The sequence below is a fragment of the Chryseobacterium foetidum genome, assembly GCF_025457425.1.
Taxonomy (GTDB): domain Bacteria; phylum Bacteroidota; class Bacteroidia; order Flavobacteriales; family Weeksellaceae; genus Chryseobacterium; species Chryseobacterium foetidum.
In genome coordinates this window covers 1,378,638-1,394,067 of the sequence record NZ_JAMXIA010000001.1, presented here as the reverse complement: position 1 = coordinate 1,394,067, position 15,430 = coordinate 1,378,638, and the positions used below count along the sequence as shown (strand labels likewise).

Annotated in this window: 11 protein-coding genes and 1 tRNA gene; 6 read left to right on the top strand and 6 right to left on the bottom strand. The window is 37.3% G+C overall.

Translation table 11 applies throughout. The annotated features are described in order from the left end of the window. Window positions 1-93: 93 nt before the first annotated feature. The 3 genes from NG809_RS06560 to ccoN all read right to left on the bottom strand — a co-directional run bounded on the left by NG809_RS06560 (window position 94) and on the right by ccoN (window position 8,600). Window positions 94-5,133: a translocation/assembly module TamB domain-containing protein gene (locus NG809_RS06560; protein ID WP_262149148.1), complete on the bottom strand. Its 5,040-nt coding sequence runs from the start codon at window positions 5,131-5,133 to the stop codon at window positions 94-96. Between the two features lie 281 nt (window positions 5,134-5,414). Beyond that, window positions 5,415-6,302 carry a cbb3-type cytochrome c oxidase N-terminal domain-containing protein gene (locus tag NG809_RS06555; protein ID WP_262149146.1) on the bottom strand — a complete coding sequence of 296 codons (888 nt, stop codon included), beginning with the start codon at window positions 6,300-6,302 and terminating at the stop codon, window positions 5,415-5,417. Between the two features lie 18 nt (window positions 6,303-6,320). Then, window positions 6,321-8,600 carry a cytochrome-c oxidase, cbb3-type subunit I gene (ccoN, locus tag NG809_RS06550; protein WP_262149144.1) on the bottom strand — a complete coding sequence of 760 codons (2,280 nt, stop codon included), beginning with the start codon at window positions 8,598-8,600 and terminating at the stop codon, window positions 6,321-6,323. 178 nt (window positions 8,601-8,778) lie between these two features. Between ccoN and NG809_RS06545 the strand changes: the two genes are divergently transcribed. Further along, window positions 8,779-9,099: a helix-turn-helix domain-containing protein gene (locus NG809_RS06545; RefSeq protein ID WP_262149143.1), complete on the top strand. Its 321-nt coding sequence runs from the start codon at window positions 8,779-8,781 to the stop codon at window positions 9,097-9,099. 88 nt (window positions 9,100-9,187) lie between these two features. On the opposite strand, the gene NG809_RS06540 is transcribed toward NG809_RS06545, so the two are convergent. Then, window positions 9,188-9,258, bottom strand: a tRNA-Gln gene (locus NG809_RS06540). A 100-nt stretch (window positions 9,259-9,358) separates the two neighbouring features. Here NG809_RS06540 and NG809_RS06535 point away from each other — a divergent pair. From NG809_RS06535 to NG809_RS06520, 4 genes are all read left to right on the top strand, one after another. Further along, complete coding sequence (locus NG809_RS06535; RefSeq protein ID WP_262149141.1) at window positions 9,359-10,429, top strand: AMP-binding protein; 1,071 nt, start codon at window positions 9,359-9,361, stop codon at window positions 10,427-10,429. 42 nt (window positions 10,430-10,471) lie between these two features. Then, complete coding sequence (arfB, locus tag NG809_RS06530) at window positions 10,472-10,864, top strand: alternative ribosome rescue aminoacyl-tRNA hydrolase ArfB (RefSeq protein WP_262149139.1); 393 nt, start codon at window positions 10,472-10,474, stop codon at window positions 10,862-10,864. 302 nt (window positions 10,865-11,166) lie between these two features. After that, a complete protein-coding gene (locus NG809_RS06525; protein ID WP_236853006.1) occupies window positions 11,167-12,138 on the top strand; it encodes a deoxyhypusine synthase family protein in 972 nt (323 codons plus the stop codon). A 67-nt stretch (window positions 12,139-12,205) separates the two neighbouring features. Continuing rightward, window positions 12,206-13,294 (top strand): acyltransferase family protein, encoded by a 1,089-nt coding sequence (locus tag NG809_RS06520; protein ID WP_262149135.1) that lies wholly within the window; start codon window positions 12,206-12,208, stop codon window positions 13,292-13,294. A 179-nt stretch (window positions 13,295-13,473) separates the two neighbouring features. Here NG809_RS06520 and NG809_RS06515 read toward each other — a convergent pair whose 3' ends face one another. Both NG809_RS06515 and NG809_RS06510 read right to left on the bottom strand, forming a co-directional pair. Next, window positions 13,474-13,620, bottom strand: a complete 147-nt coding sequence (locus NG809_RS06515; RefSeq protein ID WP_262149134.1) for a hypothetical protein — start codon at window positions 13,618-13,620, stop codon at window positions 13,474-13,476. Window positions 13,621-13,865: 245 nt separating this feature from the next. Continuing rightward, window positions 13,866-14,657 (bottom strand): glucose 1-dehydrogenase, encoded by a 792-nt coding sequence (locus NG809_RS06510; protein WP_262149132.1) that lies wholly within the window; start codon window positions 14,655-14,657, stop codon window positions 13,866-13,868. A 211-nt stretch (window positions 14,658-14,868) separates the two neighbouring features. Between NG809_RS06510 and NG809_RS06505 the strand changes: the two genes are divergently transcribed. Beyond that, window positions 14,869-15,165 carry an MGMT family protein gene (locus NG809_RS06505; RefSeq protein ID WP_262149130.1) on the top strand — a complete coding sequence of 99 codons (297 nt, stop codon included), beginning with the start codon at window positions 14,869-14,871 and terminating at the stop codon, window positions 15,163-15,165. Window positions 15,166-15,430 lie beyond the last annotated feature (265 nt).

Here is a 15,430-nt window from a genome sequence, read left to right as displayed (position 1 = left end):
TTTAAATACTTGTCTTTTTCAAAGTTCAATTTTAAAAATTCTGTCCTGAATGAAATGCTTTTAAATACATTCCAAAGTCAACAGAGTGAAAAATTATTTGAATTCTACGACTTCTTTGTCCTTATTTCTTTTATTCTGAACGCCTTCACGATTACGGTTATTTCTCGATTTTCTGAAAATATCCCTGAATTTATCATAATCTAAAGTAATCACAAAGCCAAGTCCTGTTTCCACGATTTGCCCTTGCAACGCCACCTGATATTCGTTTTTACGGTAAGCTCGCAGCGTATATCTTCCGTCTCTTGAAAGAGCGTAATCTATCTGCACATCTCCGGCAATATTGGTTGTATTTTCATCCGGTCTTGCTTCACCTTCCACTCCGAAATTACTTCCTACAGAAACTTTCAGTCTGTCGTTCAATAACCTTTTACTTAAACCAACATTCAGGTCGGTTCTGGTATTTTGTGTTCCTGTAGAGTAGTCTTCGGTTGATTCCAGATCAAAATTCAGATCGACTCCTTTGATTAAATCTCCCGCTAAATTATTCAGCTGCTGAGAAAGTATTTTACTCACACTCTGTCTCGCCATCGTCTCCGCAGAAACTCCCGAATTACTCTGGAAAGGATTTTCACCGATAAATCTGTTCAAGAGAAGCAAAGCAAAAACCTGCTTGTTCATTTCATTTTCATCCTGTCTTAACTGAGCCAATTTTCCATCAATTGTTTCGGTTACCTGAGAAGAAACAGCATTGTTTTTTTCGTCTGTCGTAATATCAAAAGAAATCACGGGTTTCAGCAGTTCTCCTTTCAAAATCAGCAAAGTATTGAATGGAATTCTCTGTTTGTACTGATTCAGTTCATCCTGATTGACCTGTTGTTCAACCAAATCAATCGGTGCAGTCTGCGTTTTATAAATTGCTGTGATGTCGAGGTTTGCCGTTGTCGGTTCGCCCGTCCATGTGATTGTACTTCCTTTCTGGATGTCAAATTTTCTCTTCAAAACACTTACCGACATTTCGTAGCTACCTTGTTCAACAGAATAAACACCGACCAAAGTCACTTTTCCTGATGGATCAATTCCGCCTGTAAGATCAGCTTCTCCCTGAAGTTTTACAAAATCTCCTGCCGCTTTGTCAATCACAATCGACATTTTTGCTTCTTTGCTCAGCTCAATATTTACGTTGACATCCAAACCTTTTATCGGACTTTCGGCCTTAACTGAATCTGCTGAAATGGTTTTATTTAAAGCAATCTGATCCTGATCAATAAATTCTACAATTCCGTCTCTTTCCTGCAATGAAGGAGAAGATTGCGGAAGTACGAAAGTGAAATCTGTCGTTTTTGAAACGGCCAATCTTCCGTCTACTTTTGGTAAATCTAAATTTCCTCTCACTTTCAATGCCGCATCAATCGATAGAATCCCGTACAGCAAAGCGTCGTTTGATTTTTCTGAATTTACTACTTTGAAATCTTTCGCATCCAGATCAAGGTTGAAGGCAAAATCACGATACGTTTTCGTTAGAACCTGTCCGTCGATATTTAAAGCATTTCCGTCCTTATCTTTGATTTTGAAATCATCAAACTCAATTCCTCTGTTGGTAAATCCTATTTTATCGTTAATTCCTCTGAAATCACTTCCTGTCTGGGAAATCATCATTCCGACGTTATTCATTTTAATATCGCCCAAAATCTTTGGCGCAGTGGTAGTTCCCGTAATTTTCAAATCTCCGGAAAGATAACCTTCGGTATTTGTAATCGCATTTGCCGTGAAGCCCTGCAGCGTTTTCATCTGAAGCTGATTCATATCTAAATTCAGATCAAATGTGCTCGACGAAGTGTTGTAATTTCCTAAAATTTTCACATCATTGCTGTTCCCCGAAAGCGCAATATCCGCATTCAGAAGGTTCGCAGACTGGTTATTGACTTTAATATCTAAATTCCCGACCGGACTTCCAAAAACAAACAGATCGGTCACATCAATATCCGAAGTGAAGGTCATATTTTTGGTTAAATCTCTCAACTGAGCCGTACCGTTGATCGTTCCTTTAGCTAAAAGAGAATCTTTTTTAATGATCTCCGTGATGGTTTCAATTTTAAAATTTTTCAAAGAAACATTCAGCGGACTGGTCGGAGAAGTGCTTTCAGACTGCAAAGAAATTTCAGCGCCTGAATTGGAAAGCGTGAAATTATCGGCCACAATTCCCTGAGTGAAAATCGAGATTTTGTTGTTTTCGGCAACCGTCCAATCCATGTAATTCAGTTTCAAACCGTTTGGATTTAGCGAAATTTCCGTAATATCATTCATCGACTTGGCATTTCCGGCAATCAGGAATTGTGTCGCATCCTCATCATCTTTTGTTGTAATATTATAATTGATCACATTTTCAGAAACATCACCATTGATGTTGACTTTTTTGAGCGCAAAACTCTCACTTGCCAACGAAGCGACACTCAAATCATATTGTAAAGCCTGATTTTCGTTGGTGATTTTTAAACTTGTATTTTCTAAAGTATTGGTTCCATACAAAACCTGCGGGATCTGAGCATCCAAAAGGATTTGCTGAGAATCTGCATTATAATTTCCGTTGATGTTGATGGTTTCAAAACTTTTCAGTTCAGGAACAAATTTTCTGATCAGATCATCATTTTTAATTTTAGCATTAAAAGTGAAAAACTGTCCGGCATCAACTTTTTGGGTGGTTGACGGTTTTTGAAACTGATAATATTGGTTGATGGTCTGCGTTAATGCTCCAAAAATCTGAGTTAATTTGTATTTTCCGTTCAGTTCAACATCTGCAATCTGAGAATTAAATTTAATTAAAGTGGAATCTGCCGTAGAAACTGCATTTAAATTAATTTCCTGAAGCGGATAAACTTCTTTCGTATCTGAAATGGCAAAGTTTTTTAAATTTAAGTATCCATTCAGATTATCAGGATCTAAGGTTTTAAAATCACCGTCAATCGCTCCTGCAATAATCATTGGCGAGCTGTAAAATCCGAGTTTGTTTAAATCTAATTTATTGATGTTCCCATTCACTTTCACCGTTGGATTGTCATTGAAAACTCCCGAAGCCGCAAGATGCAAATTGGCATTTGGGTCTTTTGAATTTAAATCAATATCGTAAACACCACGATTGATTTTTCCTTTCAGATTCATGTTCTGGTAGGTGTAACCGTTATAAGTCGCCGATCTCACGTCGCCGGAAAGGTTTGCAGACATCGTTTTAGGATCAAAGCCTTGTCCTTTTGCATTGATTTGTGCTGTGATGCTACCTAAATCTTTATTTTGAATAAGTTTCCCGATCTGTAAACTTTGAAGATTGGCTTTTACATCAAATGTTTCTCTGTTCTTTCTTCGTAAATCGGCTTTTGCAATGATCGCAGCATTTCCTAAAGTAGAAGTCAGACGTAAATTGGTGTCAACCACCTGCGTTGTGCCCTTTGCTGTCCCCCGAATCGTGAAGAATGATGGCAAAGTAATGTTATTCGGAATTGTATTTTTCGGAACTAAATTGTAAATCGTTTTTGAGGAAGACGCCAGTTCGGTGACATTCAAGTCGTAATACAACTGGTCTGGATTCATTGCATTTTTGATTTTTCCTGAAGCAATTACTTTCAACTGATCCAAACCTGAAACTTTTAAATTCTGAATCGCCAAATCATTAACGGTTCCTCTCACAAAAGCGTTTACGTTTAAAATTGCATTTGGGTATTTATTAAATGGAGCGGTATTTCTTAAAGTCGGAACGATGTTTAAAATATCAGAAAATCCAATTTTAGAATCACGGATATCGGCTGAAATCTGTACTGCTCCCAAATTGGAAGAAAGTTGTTCAATTGAATTATAATTTAAAACAACTTCATCTCTCAAAATCGTTTTTGGAGTCTGTAAGTAAAGGTTTTTCAGGTAAGCCTGTTTTTCACCGTACACAAAATCAGTGTTGAATTTCTGAACATTCAGACCTCTCGCTTCCTGAATTTCTGCTGATTTTACAGATCCGGCAAAACCATTGTTTTCCATTTTGAAATTGCGGACATCAAGATTTAATTTGGCAAAATTCAGGTGATTAAAATCCATTCCTGATCGGGTAGGAGCTACTGCCGTATTGTTGTACGCCACTTTTACATCATCCAGAAGCAGTTTTCCTAAAATCACTTTCATTGCTTTTTCCTTTGCAGAAACTTTAGAAACTTCAGGTTGCCCATCCTTTTTAGGATTGGCATTTTCTGTTGGGAGGAATAAATTGGCGTTGATATTTACCTGTCTCAAATAAACATTTCCAACATTGTAATCATTGTTTTCAAGATCGATGCTGTTAACTTTTGTACTAAGTTCTTTAAATAAAACTTTAGCAAAAGTCCTGGAATTATCATCGCCATAATCGATATCGAAATTGGTCAGTTTAATTCCGTTCAAGCCCAGTTTCATAGGCTTTTTCTGATTCAGGGAATCTACTTTTTCTTCAACATTTTTGGCTACTTCCTCTACCAGATCCTGTTTCAGTTTTAATTGTAATCCATCCAGATTAATATCGTTGACTGCATAATTATTGTTTTGAAGATCAAACGTTTTAACCCTTGTATCAAATGAATTGAAGTAAACTTTGATATCATTTTTAGACTGCTGATCATTGAAAGTGACGCCAATATCTTTCAGTCTGATTTTATCTAAAGAAATAATGAAAGGTTTTGAAGGTTTCTGTTCCTGCTCTTTATCAGAAGTCGCAAAAGCATCAATAATGTAATCAAAATTAAAATTTCCTTTTGGATCTCTCACTACATTTGCGCGGACACCCTCGAGATCAACTGAAGTTATATCGGCCTTAGATTTTATCAGTTTCCACATATCCAATCCCACATCAAATTTTCTTACTGCTAAAAGGGTGTCGATGTTTTGCCCTTTTAGATAAAGATTTTCAATGACCAAACTATTGGGAAAACCAACATAAACTTTATCCAGACTTACTTTTGTTTTGATTTTTTTCTCAAGATAAACAATAAGTTTGTCTTTAATGTAGTTTTGAACTGCAGGAAGACGCAGACTGAGAAGGAGAATTGTGATAAGTAAAATGATCGAAATAATGAATATTCCGATACGCTTGAAGAGCTTTCGATAGTTTATTTTTAGTGTCAAAAGTGGCGTTTTAGGAGGTTAACAGTCCTTAAAATGTTATGTTAAATCCTACTGCAATGATTACGCCATTGTAAATGTAAATCCTGCCCTGGTCATCGATGTGGTATCTGTTTTAGATAGAAGTCAAGTGAATAGTTTGGGGTACGATGACCAAAGTCAGGACATTTTTGTTTTTAAAAAAGCCCTCTTTCTTTCATTTTAGATGTTGAAAAGGTTCTGAAAATGAAAAATTCAAATGTTAGCTTGAAAGAGGGCTAGAAATAATATGGAGATATTAAGTTTTAATCGTTAGAGACCGTCCAGTTAGCAACTTCTCCCTGTGGTGCAGCACCGCCGTCTTTTTGGGTAATAGGAGCTTTTTCCTGATTGATGTGGTAAACGTATGCAGCAATTTTCTCAGCATCACGTCCGCTGATGGTTCCATCTTTGATGAAAGGTCGCATTGTTGGGTTATTGGGCGAGCCATTCTCGAGCATCCAGAATACATTTTTAAAAAGGCTTTTTTCCTGAATGTTGATCCAGTACTTATCTGTAAGATTCGGGCCGATTCCGCCTTTACCGTTGTCGGCGTGGCAGGAAACACAGTTGGTTTTGAAAAGTTCCTGACCTTCTGCTATGTAATCTGCATTGTATTTTGCCGATTCTAAATTGATCTGAGGTGCAGTTTTTTCAAACTCTTCAATGGAGGCGAGCATTCTTTTTGTTTCTGAATTTAATTCAGCTTCAGGATGTGCATAATCTGTGAAGGCAAAAGCAATCAAATAAATTGCGCAGAACGCCATACCGAAATAAAAGAGCCCGATCCACCATTTGGGAAGTGAGTTGTCCAGTTCTGTAATTCCGTCGAAACCATGGTCGATAATGATGTCTTTTTCTTCGGTTGCAGACTGTTTTTTGAAAGCCGAATTCCAGAGTTTTTGGAAATATGAAGTGTTTTTTTCTTTCAGATAATTCTCTTTTTCTTCGTCTGATAATTTTTTAAAATTCTGATCTTCAATTAAATCACCAATCGAATTCATGATGAGCAGAAGAATAACCACGATGATTATCAGTCCCCAGAAAAAAGGTGAAGAAAAATAGGATGAATCCTGTGCGAACATTTCAAACGCTGTTACTGCTAAACCAACAGTCACGAGAATATGTATAAAAATAGGGGTTCTTGTTTTCATTTTAAATACAGTTTTGCGTTATTCTACACTTGCAGTTTTCATCTGCGTTGTTTTGATGTCTGTTCCCAATCTTTGCAGATAGGCAATCATTGCTATAATTTCGCGGTCTTCGAGAGGGATATAATCTGCACCTTTATGTTTTTTGGTTCTATCCATTTGCTCTTTGATGTCGCTAGCTTCAGAATAAATTCTTTTCACAATTCCTTTAGCCTGATTGTCTGCCCATCGGTCTGCTGAATCTATTTCTGCTTTTGAGTAAGGCACATCGAAATAGTTTTTCATCAGTTTCATTTTATTCACCATTTGAGATTTGTCAAGTTTATTTGAAATTAACCATGGAAAACGTGGCATAATTGATCCTGCGGAAGTAAGTCTTGGGTTGTACATGTGCTTAAAGTGCCATGAATCCGGATTTCTGCCACCTTCTCTGTGAAGATCCGGTCCTGTACGCTTCGATCCCCAAAGGAATGGTCTGTCGTAAATAAATTCTCCTGCTTTAGAATATTGTCCGTTTTTGCCTTCAAATCTTACAATTTCGTCACGGAAAGGTCTGATCATCTGTGAGTGACACGAGTTACAGCCTTCTCTGATGTATAAATCTCTTCCTTCCAGTTCAAGCGGAGAGTAAGGTTTTACTGCGGAAATAGTCGGAACATTTTGCTTCATCGTTAATGTTGGAATAATTTCTACAGCTCCTCCGATTGCGACAGTAATAAATGCTAAAATTGCCATCAGTCTTGGAGTTCGCTCCAGCCATAAGTGAACGCCTTCACCCTCCTTTCGGGCATCTGTGATGCTGGCTAGTCCCGGCGCCTCTGCAGGAACGTTTTTCTGGAAGGAACCTTTTCTTACGGTTTTAAAAACATTTACAACCATTAAAACAGCTCCTAAAAGATAGAAGATACCTCCTAAAAATCTCAACTGGAAATAAGGAATAATTGCGGTTACGGTATCCAGCCAGTTTTTCCATAAAAGTGTTCCGTCGGGATTAAACTGTTTCCACATCAATCCTTGGGTAAATCCCGCAATATACATGGGTATAGCATAAAAAATAATTCCTAAAGTTCCAAGCCAGAAGTGCCAGTTAGCGAGTTTTTTAGACCAAAGTTCGGTTCTCCACATTACAGGTATCAGGTAATAAACCACTCCGAATGCCATAAAACCATTCCATCCTAAAGCTCCTAAATGTACGTGACCAATGACCCAGTCGGTATAATGACCAATTTTATTTAAAGATTTTGTTGCTAAAAGAGGGCCTTCAAAAGTTGCCATTCCATAACAGGTTACGGCTACAACGAAGAATTTCAGAATAGGATTGTCACGCACTTTGTCCCAGGCACCTCTTAAAGTCAGAAGTCCGTTCAACATTCCGCCCCAAGACGGTGCTATCAGCATGATTGAAAAACCTGTTCCTACAGCTTGTGCCCATGCTGGCAGAGCGGTATATTGTAAGTGATGCGGCCCAGCCCAGAGGTAAACGAAGATGAGTGACCAGAAGTGAATGATGGATAATTTATATGAAAATACAGGTCTGTCTGCGGCTTTTGGTAAGAAATAGTACATCAGACCGAGAACAGGAGTCGTTAAAACAAATGCAACTGCATTGTGCCCGTACCACCATTGTACTAAAGCATCTTTTGCTCCGGCATAAATAGAGTAGGATTTCCATGAAGTGAATGACAGCGGTACTTCAAGGTTGTTGAAGATGTGAAGCATTGCCACGGCAATCCACGTTCCCATGTAAAACCAGATGGCAACATAAAGGTGTCTCACTCTTCTTTTGGCAATCGTTCCAAACATGTTAATACCGAAAATAACCCATGAGATTGTAATCAGAATATCAATCGGCCATTCGTGTTCAGCGTATTCTTTAGAAGTATTGATTCCCATTAAAAATGTGATTACAACACTAATGATCATAATTTGCCAGGTCCAGAAGTGAATCCAAGAAAGTGTGTCGCTATACATTCTTGTTTTCAGAAGTCTCTGCATACTGTAGTAGGCACCGCAGAAAAACGAGTTACAAACGAAAGCAAAAATTACAGCACTTGTATGCAACATCCTGATTCTCCCAAAACCTAAAGCACCCTGCGAGTTAATTAGTCCCTGAATGTTGCCGGAGGATAGACTTTTAATCGTTGTGTCATCTGTTCCGAAAAGAAACTCGGGCAGTTCGGGGTAAAACAGCATTAAAGCTGCCGTTAATCCCAGTAAAAATCCTACTAAACCAAATGCAATTGTCGCATAGAGAAATGCTTTGACAATGCCGTTGTCATAACTAAATTTTTGCGTCTCCATATCTATAAAAATTGACCAGACTGATATCTGATAAAACTTAAATCTTTACATAAATTTTTAAGTTTTGGCTACAAATATCATGTTGAGTAATAATGTTTTGACAAAGGTATTGAGTACCTTTGTGTAAAGCTATTCGGTATTCTTCTAAAATATACCGAAAACTACTAAAACAAAACAGATGAAAATTTGCGGACAAGCCATCAGAAAAATTCGTAGAGAAAAAGATTATACACAGGAATATATGGCCTTTGAGATGGGTATTTCACAGAAAGCCTATTCGGATATTGAAAATTCTAAAGTGAAAATGAATATTGAAATGCTGACTAAAATCTCCGAAATTCTAAATATCAGACCATCAGAAATATGTGGAATTTCTCACAAATGCGGGACTGAAGATTATGAAGAAAAATATCAGGATCTTCTGAATTATATTGAACGAAATAATATCTACGTGCCGGAAAAGTTTACTTCGAAAAAGAATCTTACTGATGAAAAATAATTTGGATTTTATAAAAAGTAAAGTTTTTACAGAATCTTCATGAGTTTAAGTAAAAAACCAAAAACCACCCTTAAAAAGAGTGGTTTTGTAGACCCACAGGGACTCGAACCCCGAATGACGGTACCAAAAACCGGAGTGTTACCATTACACCATGGGTCTGTTTTATTTTGGTGATGCAAATTTAAAGCTTTTTTCTTTATCTGCAAATCATTTTTAATTTTTTTTTTAAATTTACAGTTCTATTAAAGTGCAAGGAAAAATGACGGTGGATTTCAATAATCTCAATATTAATAATTTACAACCTGAAAACGAATATGAAAATAATATAATTTATTTTCTGAAAGATTGGTTTTCAGATGATGGTAAAGTGAAAGTACAGACTTCCGGTTCTACAGGTATTCCCAAAGTTTTTGAAATTGAAAAGGAAAAAATGCGGAACTCCGCAGAAATGACGTGTGATTTTTTAGGTTTGAAAATGGGCGATAAAGCGTTGAACTGCCTGCCAATAGAATATATTTCGGGAAAAATGATGGTGGTGAGAGCTATTGAAAGAAAATTACAGCTGATGATAAAAAATCCATCCACAAAACCTTTGGAAGATTTAGATGAATACATTGATTTCTGTGCGATGACGCCTCTGCAGGTTGAAAATTCTTCAGATAAAATTCATTTGATTAAAAAACTTATCATAGGTGGAGCTGCCGTTTCAGAATCTTTAAAATCTAAAATATTTGAAGTTTTCCGTCAGCAATCTCAAATTTCAGACTTCAAATCTCAAATTTTTGAGACCTACGGAATGTCTGAAACACTTTCCCATATTGCCCTGAAAGAAATTTATCCAAATTCTCAGGAATGGTTTACTGCTTTCGAAGGGATTGAAATTTCTGCTGATGAACGCGGTTGTCTCAAAATTTCTGCACCCAAACTCAATGATCAGATTCTTCAGACGAATGATTTGGTAGAAATTAGAGATGAGAATAGATTCAGATTTTTGGGGCGGATTGATCACGTGATTAATTCTGGTGGTGCAAAAATATTTCCTGAAGAACTGGAGGCTTTGGTGAAAAAAGAAATCTCAAATGAAGTGGTTTTTTTAGGTTTGAAGGATGAAGTTTTGGGTCAAAAGCTCATCCTCTTAATAGAAGATGTGGACTGTTCAAAAGATGGTCAGTCTGAGCGCAGTCGAAAACTCAAATCTCAAATCTCAAATCTCAAATTTGAAAAATCTTTTCATAAGCCGAAAGATATTATATTTGTGGAGGAGATACCCAGAACGCCCAACGGAAAGGTCAATCGGAAAGAATTATTAAATTTGATCAGCGGAATGTAAAACTCCATCTCGCATCATCCAGCATCCAACACCCATCATCTCATGAAAGACTTCAGCAAAGAACTCAGCTTTAAAACTTCCCGCAGCAGCGGTGCAGGCGGACAAAACGTGAATAAAGTAGAAACTTCCGTTACCGTAATGTGGAATGTCGAGGAGTCTGAATTTTTCAATGATTTTCAGAAAGATTTAATTCAGAATAAGCTCAGGAACAGGATTAATTCTGAGGGGATTTTACAATTAACGGTTTCAGAAAGCCGAATGCAGCTTCAGAACAGGAAAATTGCGGTTGAAAAAATTCTGGAAATTGTAAATGATTCTGTAGTTATTCCCAAGACCCGATTCAAAACAAAACCGTCAAAGGCAAAGGTTCAGAAGAGACTTGATACTAAAAAGAAACTTTCGGACAAAAAAGAAAACCGTCGTTTTAAATTCTGAAAGTGAATGAACAACGGCTTTTGCGTAAGGGATAGCAGCGGAAATCCCGCAGAAAGCGATGGGTAAAGCCTGGCTTGAGGAATTGCAGCGGATAGCCCGACCCGAGCGGTGGGAAAAGCTTTGGCGAGGGATACGCCCATGCTGTAAGTGATGGGTGATAAGTAATGGGTAATAAATGATGGGTAATAAGTGATGGGAAGTGAGTCGTAATGGAAAATATGTAGCAGCAAAAAGGGATAAAGATGGAATTTGGGCTTTTTGGGTTCCAACATCTTTCATTATCTTTGCAGAAATTAAAAATAATGAGCAAACCGATTACTGAGTTTATCGAAAAATATTATCTGCATTTCAATGCTGCGGCTTTGGTAGACGCATCAAAAGGATATGTGGCACACCTTAAAGACGGTGGAAAAATGATGATTACTTTGGCTGGAGCAATGTCTACTGCTGAATTAGGTAAGATTTTAGCTGAAATGATCCGTCAGGGTAAAGTAGATTTTATCTCCTGTACCGGTGCGAATCTTGAAGAAGATCTGATGAACCTTGTGGCGCATTCTCACTACGAAAGAGTGCCTCACTACAGAGATCTGACGGCTCAGGATGAGTGGGATCTTTTGGAAAGAGGCTTAAACAGAGTTACAGATACCTGTATTCCTGAAGAAGAAGCTTTCAGAAGACTGCAGAAGCACATTGTAGAAATCTGGAAAGATGCTGAGGCTAAAGGTGAGAGATATTTTCCGCATGAATTTATGTACAAAATGATTCTTTCAGGTGTTCTGGAGCAGTATTACGAAATTCCGAGAGAAAATTCCTGGATGATTGCTGCTGCGGAAGCTAATTTACCGATCGTGGTTCCTGGATGGGAAGATTCGACCATGGGTAATATTTTCGCTTCTTACTGTATCAAAGGCGAATTGACGGCTACGACAATGAAATCCGGTATCGAATACATGACGTATCTGGCGGATTGGTATACTAAAAATTCAGCAGGAAAAGGTGTTGGTTTCTTCCAGATTGGCGGTGGTATTGCAGGAGATTTCCCAATTTGTGTGGTTCCGATGTTGTATCAGGATATGGAAATGCATGACATTCCGTTCTGGTCTTATTTCTGTCAGATTTCAGATTCAACTACTTCTTACGGTTCGTATTCTGGAGCAGTTCCGAATGAGAAAATTACATGGGGGAAACTGGATATCACAACACCGAAATTCATCGTTGAAAGTGATGCCACGATCTGTGCACCATTGATGTTCTCGTACATTTTGGAAAACTAATTTTTACAGTTAAAAAATTAATTATATTTAAAAGGCTTAGCAATAAGCCTTTTATTGTTTTAAGACCTTGGAAACTCTTCATAAAAATAAGTTCGATGCTTTAACCGGAATGCGCGCCATCGCCGCCATCATGGTTTTTGTTTATCACAACAGAAAATACTGGCGAAATGATCTTCCTTTTGAAGTGATGCGTTTCATCAGTGAATGGCATGTGGGCGTTACCGTATTTTTTGTTTTGAGTGGATTTCTTTTGGCTTACCGGTATGAAGAGAAACCTTTAGAATCCGGAAAATCTTATTTAAAATATATTCTGCTTCGTATTGCCAGAATTTTCCCTTTGTACTGGATTTTGCTGAGTGCTTTTTTTCTTGATACAGCTTATTCCAAAGATGTAAAAACCTATTTTCTACAATATTCACTGTTCTATTCTCTGTTTGAAAAATATTCCGTTTCGGGAATTGTGCAGGCGTGGTCTCTGACGGTAGAATTTTTCTTTTATCTGTTATCGCCACTACTTTTTTTACTTTTAAAGAAAAGCTGGAAATACTGCATCTTATTTTTGCTCGGATTTTTTCTTTTGGGATGGGGGATTGGATATGGTCTGAAAGAATTTAATGGCAACCCGAAAGGTTTTCTGTACCCTTTAAAATTTATGGCTGGAAGCACATTTTTCGGACGAAGCCTGGAGTTTTTCTTCGGAATGTTGCTCGCTTATTTAATGAAAAAAGAAAATGGAATTCAGTTTTTAAATAAGATTAAAAAACCAACACTTTGGGGTGGACTTGCTATTTTAATAATGATTTTCGCCATCAGATTTTTCGCCAGAAACAATTTTGTACACGGTGTTGAACGTTGGGAAGGAAGAGTGATACATGAATTGTTTTTACCGGTTGGAATTATAGTTTTCTTTTGGGGATTGATGACGGAGAAAACATGGGTTTCTAAAGTTCTTTCTACCAAATTCTTTATCCTTTTAGGAAATGCTTCCTTTGTTTTTTACCTGATTCACCTCAGTTATTTCAACATGAAACTGAAATCTCACGTTTATCTACCCGATAAAAATTTTGTTCTGCTTTGGATTTGCTCGATTATCATCTATCTATTGATTGAAAAACCATTGTACGAGCTTTGCAGAAAGGGAATTACGAAAATTTAATAATTCTTTTCTCGCAGATTTGGCCGAAAGCGCAGATTTCTTAAAAATTAAGTTTTTGAATAATTTAAGTTGAAATTCGCATCCTTTTTTTTAAGAATTACTAAATTGATTTTGGTAATATTTATTAGGTCAAACGCTTTGAATCTGCTAAATCAGCAAAATCTGCGTGAGCAAAAAAATCAATCCATAGAATTAATCAGCACAAAGTATCTGTATGCCAATATTCCTTTCTGAAACTTCGTCAGTTTCAACGGGTCTTTATCACTCAATTTCGGTAAAATTTTCTTGTTGAGATTATTTAAAAATTTAAAAACAGACTTTTTCATTGGTAGAAACTTTTGAGATTAATCAAATAAAATCAAAAATTGTGCAGTTTTTGGGATGCTGGAAGCTGGGTGAGGGAAGCTGGGATTTATAGGCGTTTAAAAAAACAAAATTGTCCTCAGAGATGAAGACAATTTTAAATAGAATAAAATTAATCGCCTAAATACTTAAACAACTAATTTTGCTAATTGCTAATTGCTAATTGCTAATTGCTAATTGCTGATTACTCATTACTCATTACCGAAGATCATGGGTTTCCGTACATATTAGATTCTCCTCCATCAATCGCTATTACCTGCCCAGAAACATATCCATTTTCATCACTTAAAAGATAAGCAACTAAATTTCCCACATCTTTCGGGTCACCTAATTTTCTGGTGGGATTTCTCGATGCATATTCTTTTTCAGCCGCCTTCGGGTCTGCAGGATTTACCTGATTGAAAGCTTCCGCAACCATCGGTGTCAAAATCGCTCCGGGAGCAATGGCATTAGTCAAAATATTATCTTTCCCGTATTCCAGAGCTGCGTTTTTCGTCATTCCGGCAACGGCGTGTTTGGTGGCAACGTAAGCTGTCTGATTCAAAACACCTCTGATTCCTCCTACAGAAGCGACGTTGACGATTCTTCCGCTTCCGTTTTTCTGCATTGCAGGAATCGCATATTTCATTCCGTAATAAACGCCCAAAAGATTGATGTCGATTACTTTTTTGAAAACTTCAATATCATAATCGATCAAAGGAGCCTGTTTGCCCTCGATTCCCGCATTGTTGTACAGTCCGTCCACTTTTCCGAATTCTTTTACGGTTTGGTCAACGTAATTTTTTACATTTTCTTCCACTGAAACATCAGCTGTGACAGTCAGGAATTTACTTTCCGGATATTTTGACTGCAATTCTGATTTTGCTTTTTCTAAAGCTTCGCCGTTAAAATCTACCAGTGTAAGATTGGCACCCTTTGCTGCCAGAGCTTCGGCTGCTGCGTATCCTAATCCCATTGCGGCACCGGTTACGATTACTGCTTTTCCCTTAAAATTTGACATATTATAAAGTTATTTATTTCAATGTTTCAATTTACAACAATGATGCCTTTGTGGTATTATTGTATGGTAATTTTTTGTTAAAATCGGTAGATGTAATTCAAAAACTTTTTCTGAGTTTAAACCCTAATTGTTTTAAAAATGACAAGGTCTTGTATCCCTCATAAACTGAAAAAGATTATTTCATACATTTGATATACTTTTAAACTGAAAAATGAACGAAATTTTCAAAAAACAAGTCTGGGAAATCTCTAAACTGATTCCAAAAGGAAGAGTTTCTTCTTATGGTGCGATTGCAAAAGCGGTCGGTTTTCCCAATCATTCCAGACACGTTGGAAAAGCGATGGGCGGTTGCCCGAAAGATGTTCCGGCGCATCGTGTGATTTCGAGCTCAGGCACCTTGTCTGTTCCGGTATTTCAGGAGAGGCTGGAAGCGGAAGGAATTGAAGTGGAGAATTTCCGGATTAAGAATTTCAAAGAGTTGTTTTGGAATCCTTTGGAGGAACTTTAGATGGCGGTCGGCAGTCGGCCGATGGCGAATGGCGTTTTGTTTTTAGCTTCTAGCTTTGAATTTTTCAGTAATAGATGTTGGTGTTTTTGATTGGAAATTGTTGTCCGTTTGAGAACCATGTTGTTTGCAAGAAGACTTCCTAGCCCCGATAGGAACGGCATCCTTTTTTGTGGTGGACGCAACGAAGTGGAGACCACCGCAAAAAAGATATAGTGGATAGCGGGAAAAAGCTTCAAATAAAAAATTAAAAATTGCTTTTCGACGA

Coding starts and splice junctions, on each gene's coding strand:
- NG809_RS06535 (WP_262149141.1), top strand. CDS start 9,359: ATGACGGTGGATTTCAATAATCTCAATATTAATAATTTACAACCTGAA.
- NG809_RS06525 (WP_236853006.1), top strand. CDS start 11,167: ATGAGCAAACCGATTACTGAGTTTATCGAAAAATATTATCTGCATTTC.
- NG809_RS06545 (WP_262149143.1), top strand. CDS start 8,779: ATGAAAATTTGCGGACAAGCCATCAGAAAAATTCGTAGAGAAAAAGAT.
- NG809_RS06515 (WP_262149134.1), bottom strand. CDS start 13,620: ATGAAAAAGTCTGTTTTTAAATTTTTAAATAATCTCAACAAGAAAATT.
- arfB (WP_262149139.1), top strand. CDS start 10,472: ATGAAAGACTTCAGCAAAGAACTCAGCTTTAAAACTTCCCGCAGCAGC.
- NG809_RS06510 (WP_262149132.1), bottom strand. CDS start 14,657: ATGTCAAATTTTAAGGGAAAAGCAGTAATCGTAACCGGTGCCGCAATG.
- NG809_RS06505 (WP_262149130.1), top strand. CDS start 14,869: ATGAACGAAATTTTCAAAAAACAAGTCTGGGAAATCTCTAAACTGATT.
- ccoN (WP_262149144.1), bottom strand. CDS start 8,600: ATGGAGACGCAAAAATTTAGTTATGACAACGGCATTGTCAAAGCATTT.
- NG809_RS06555 (WP_262149146.1), bottom strand. CDS start 6,302: ATGAAAACAAGAACCCCTATTTTTATACATATTCTCGTGACTGTTGGT.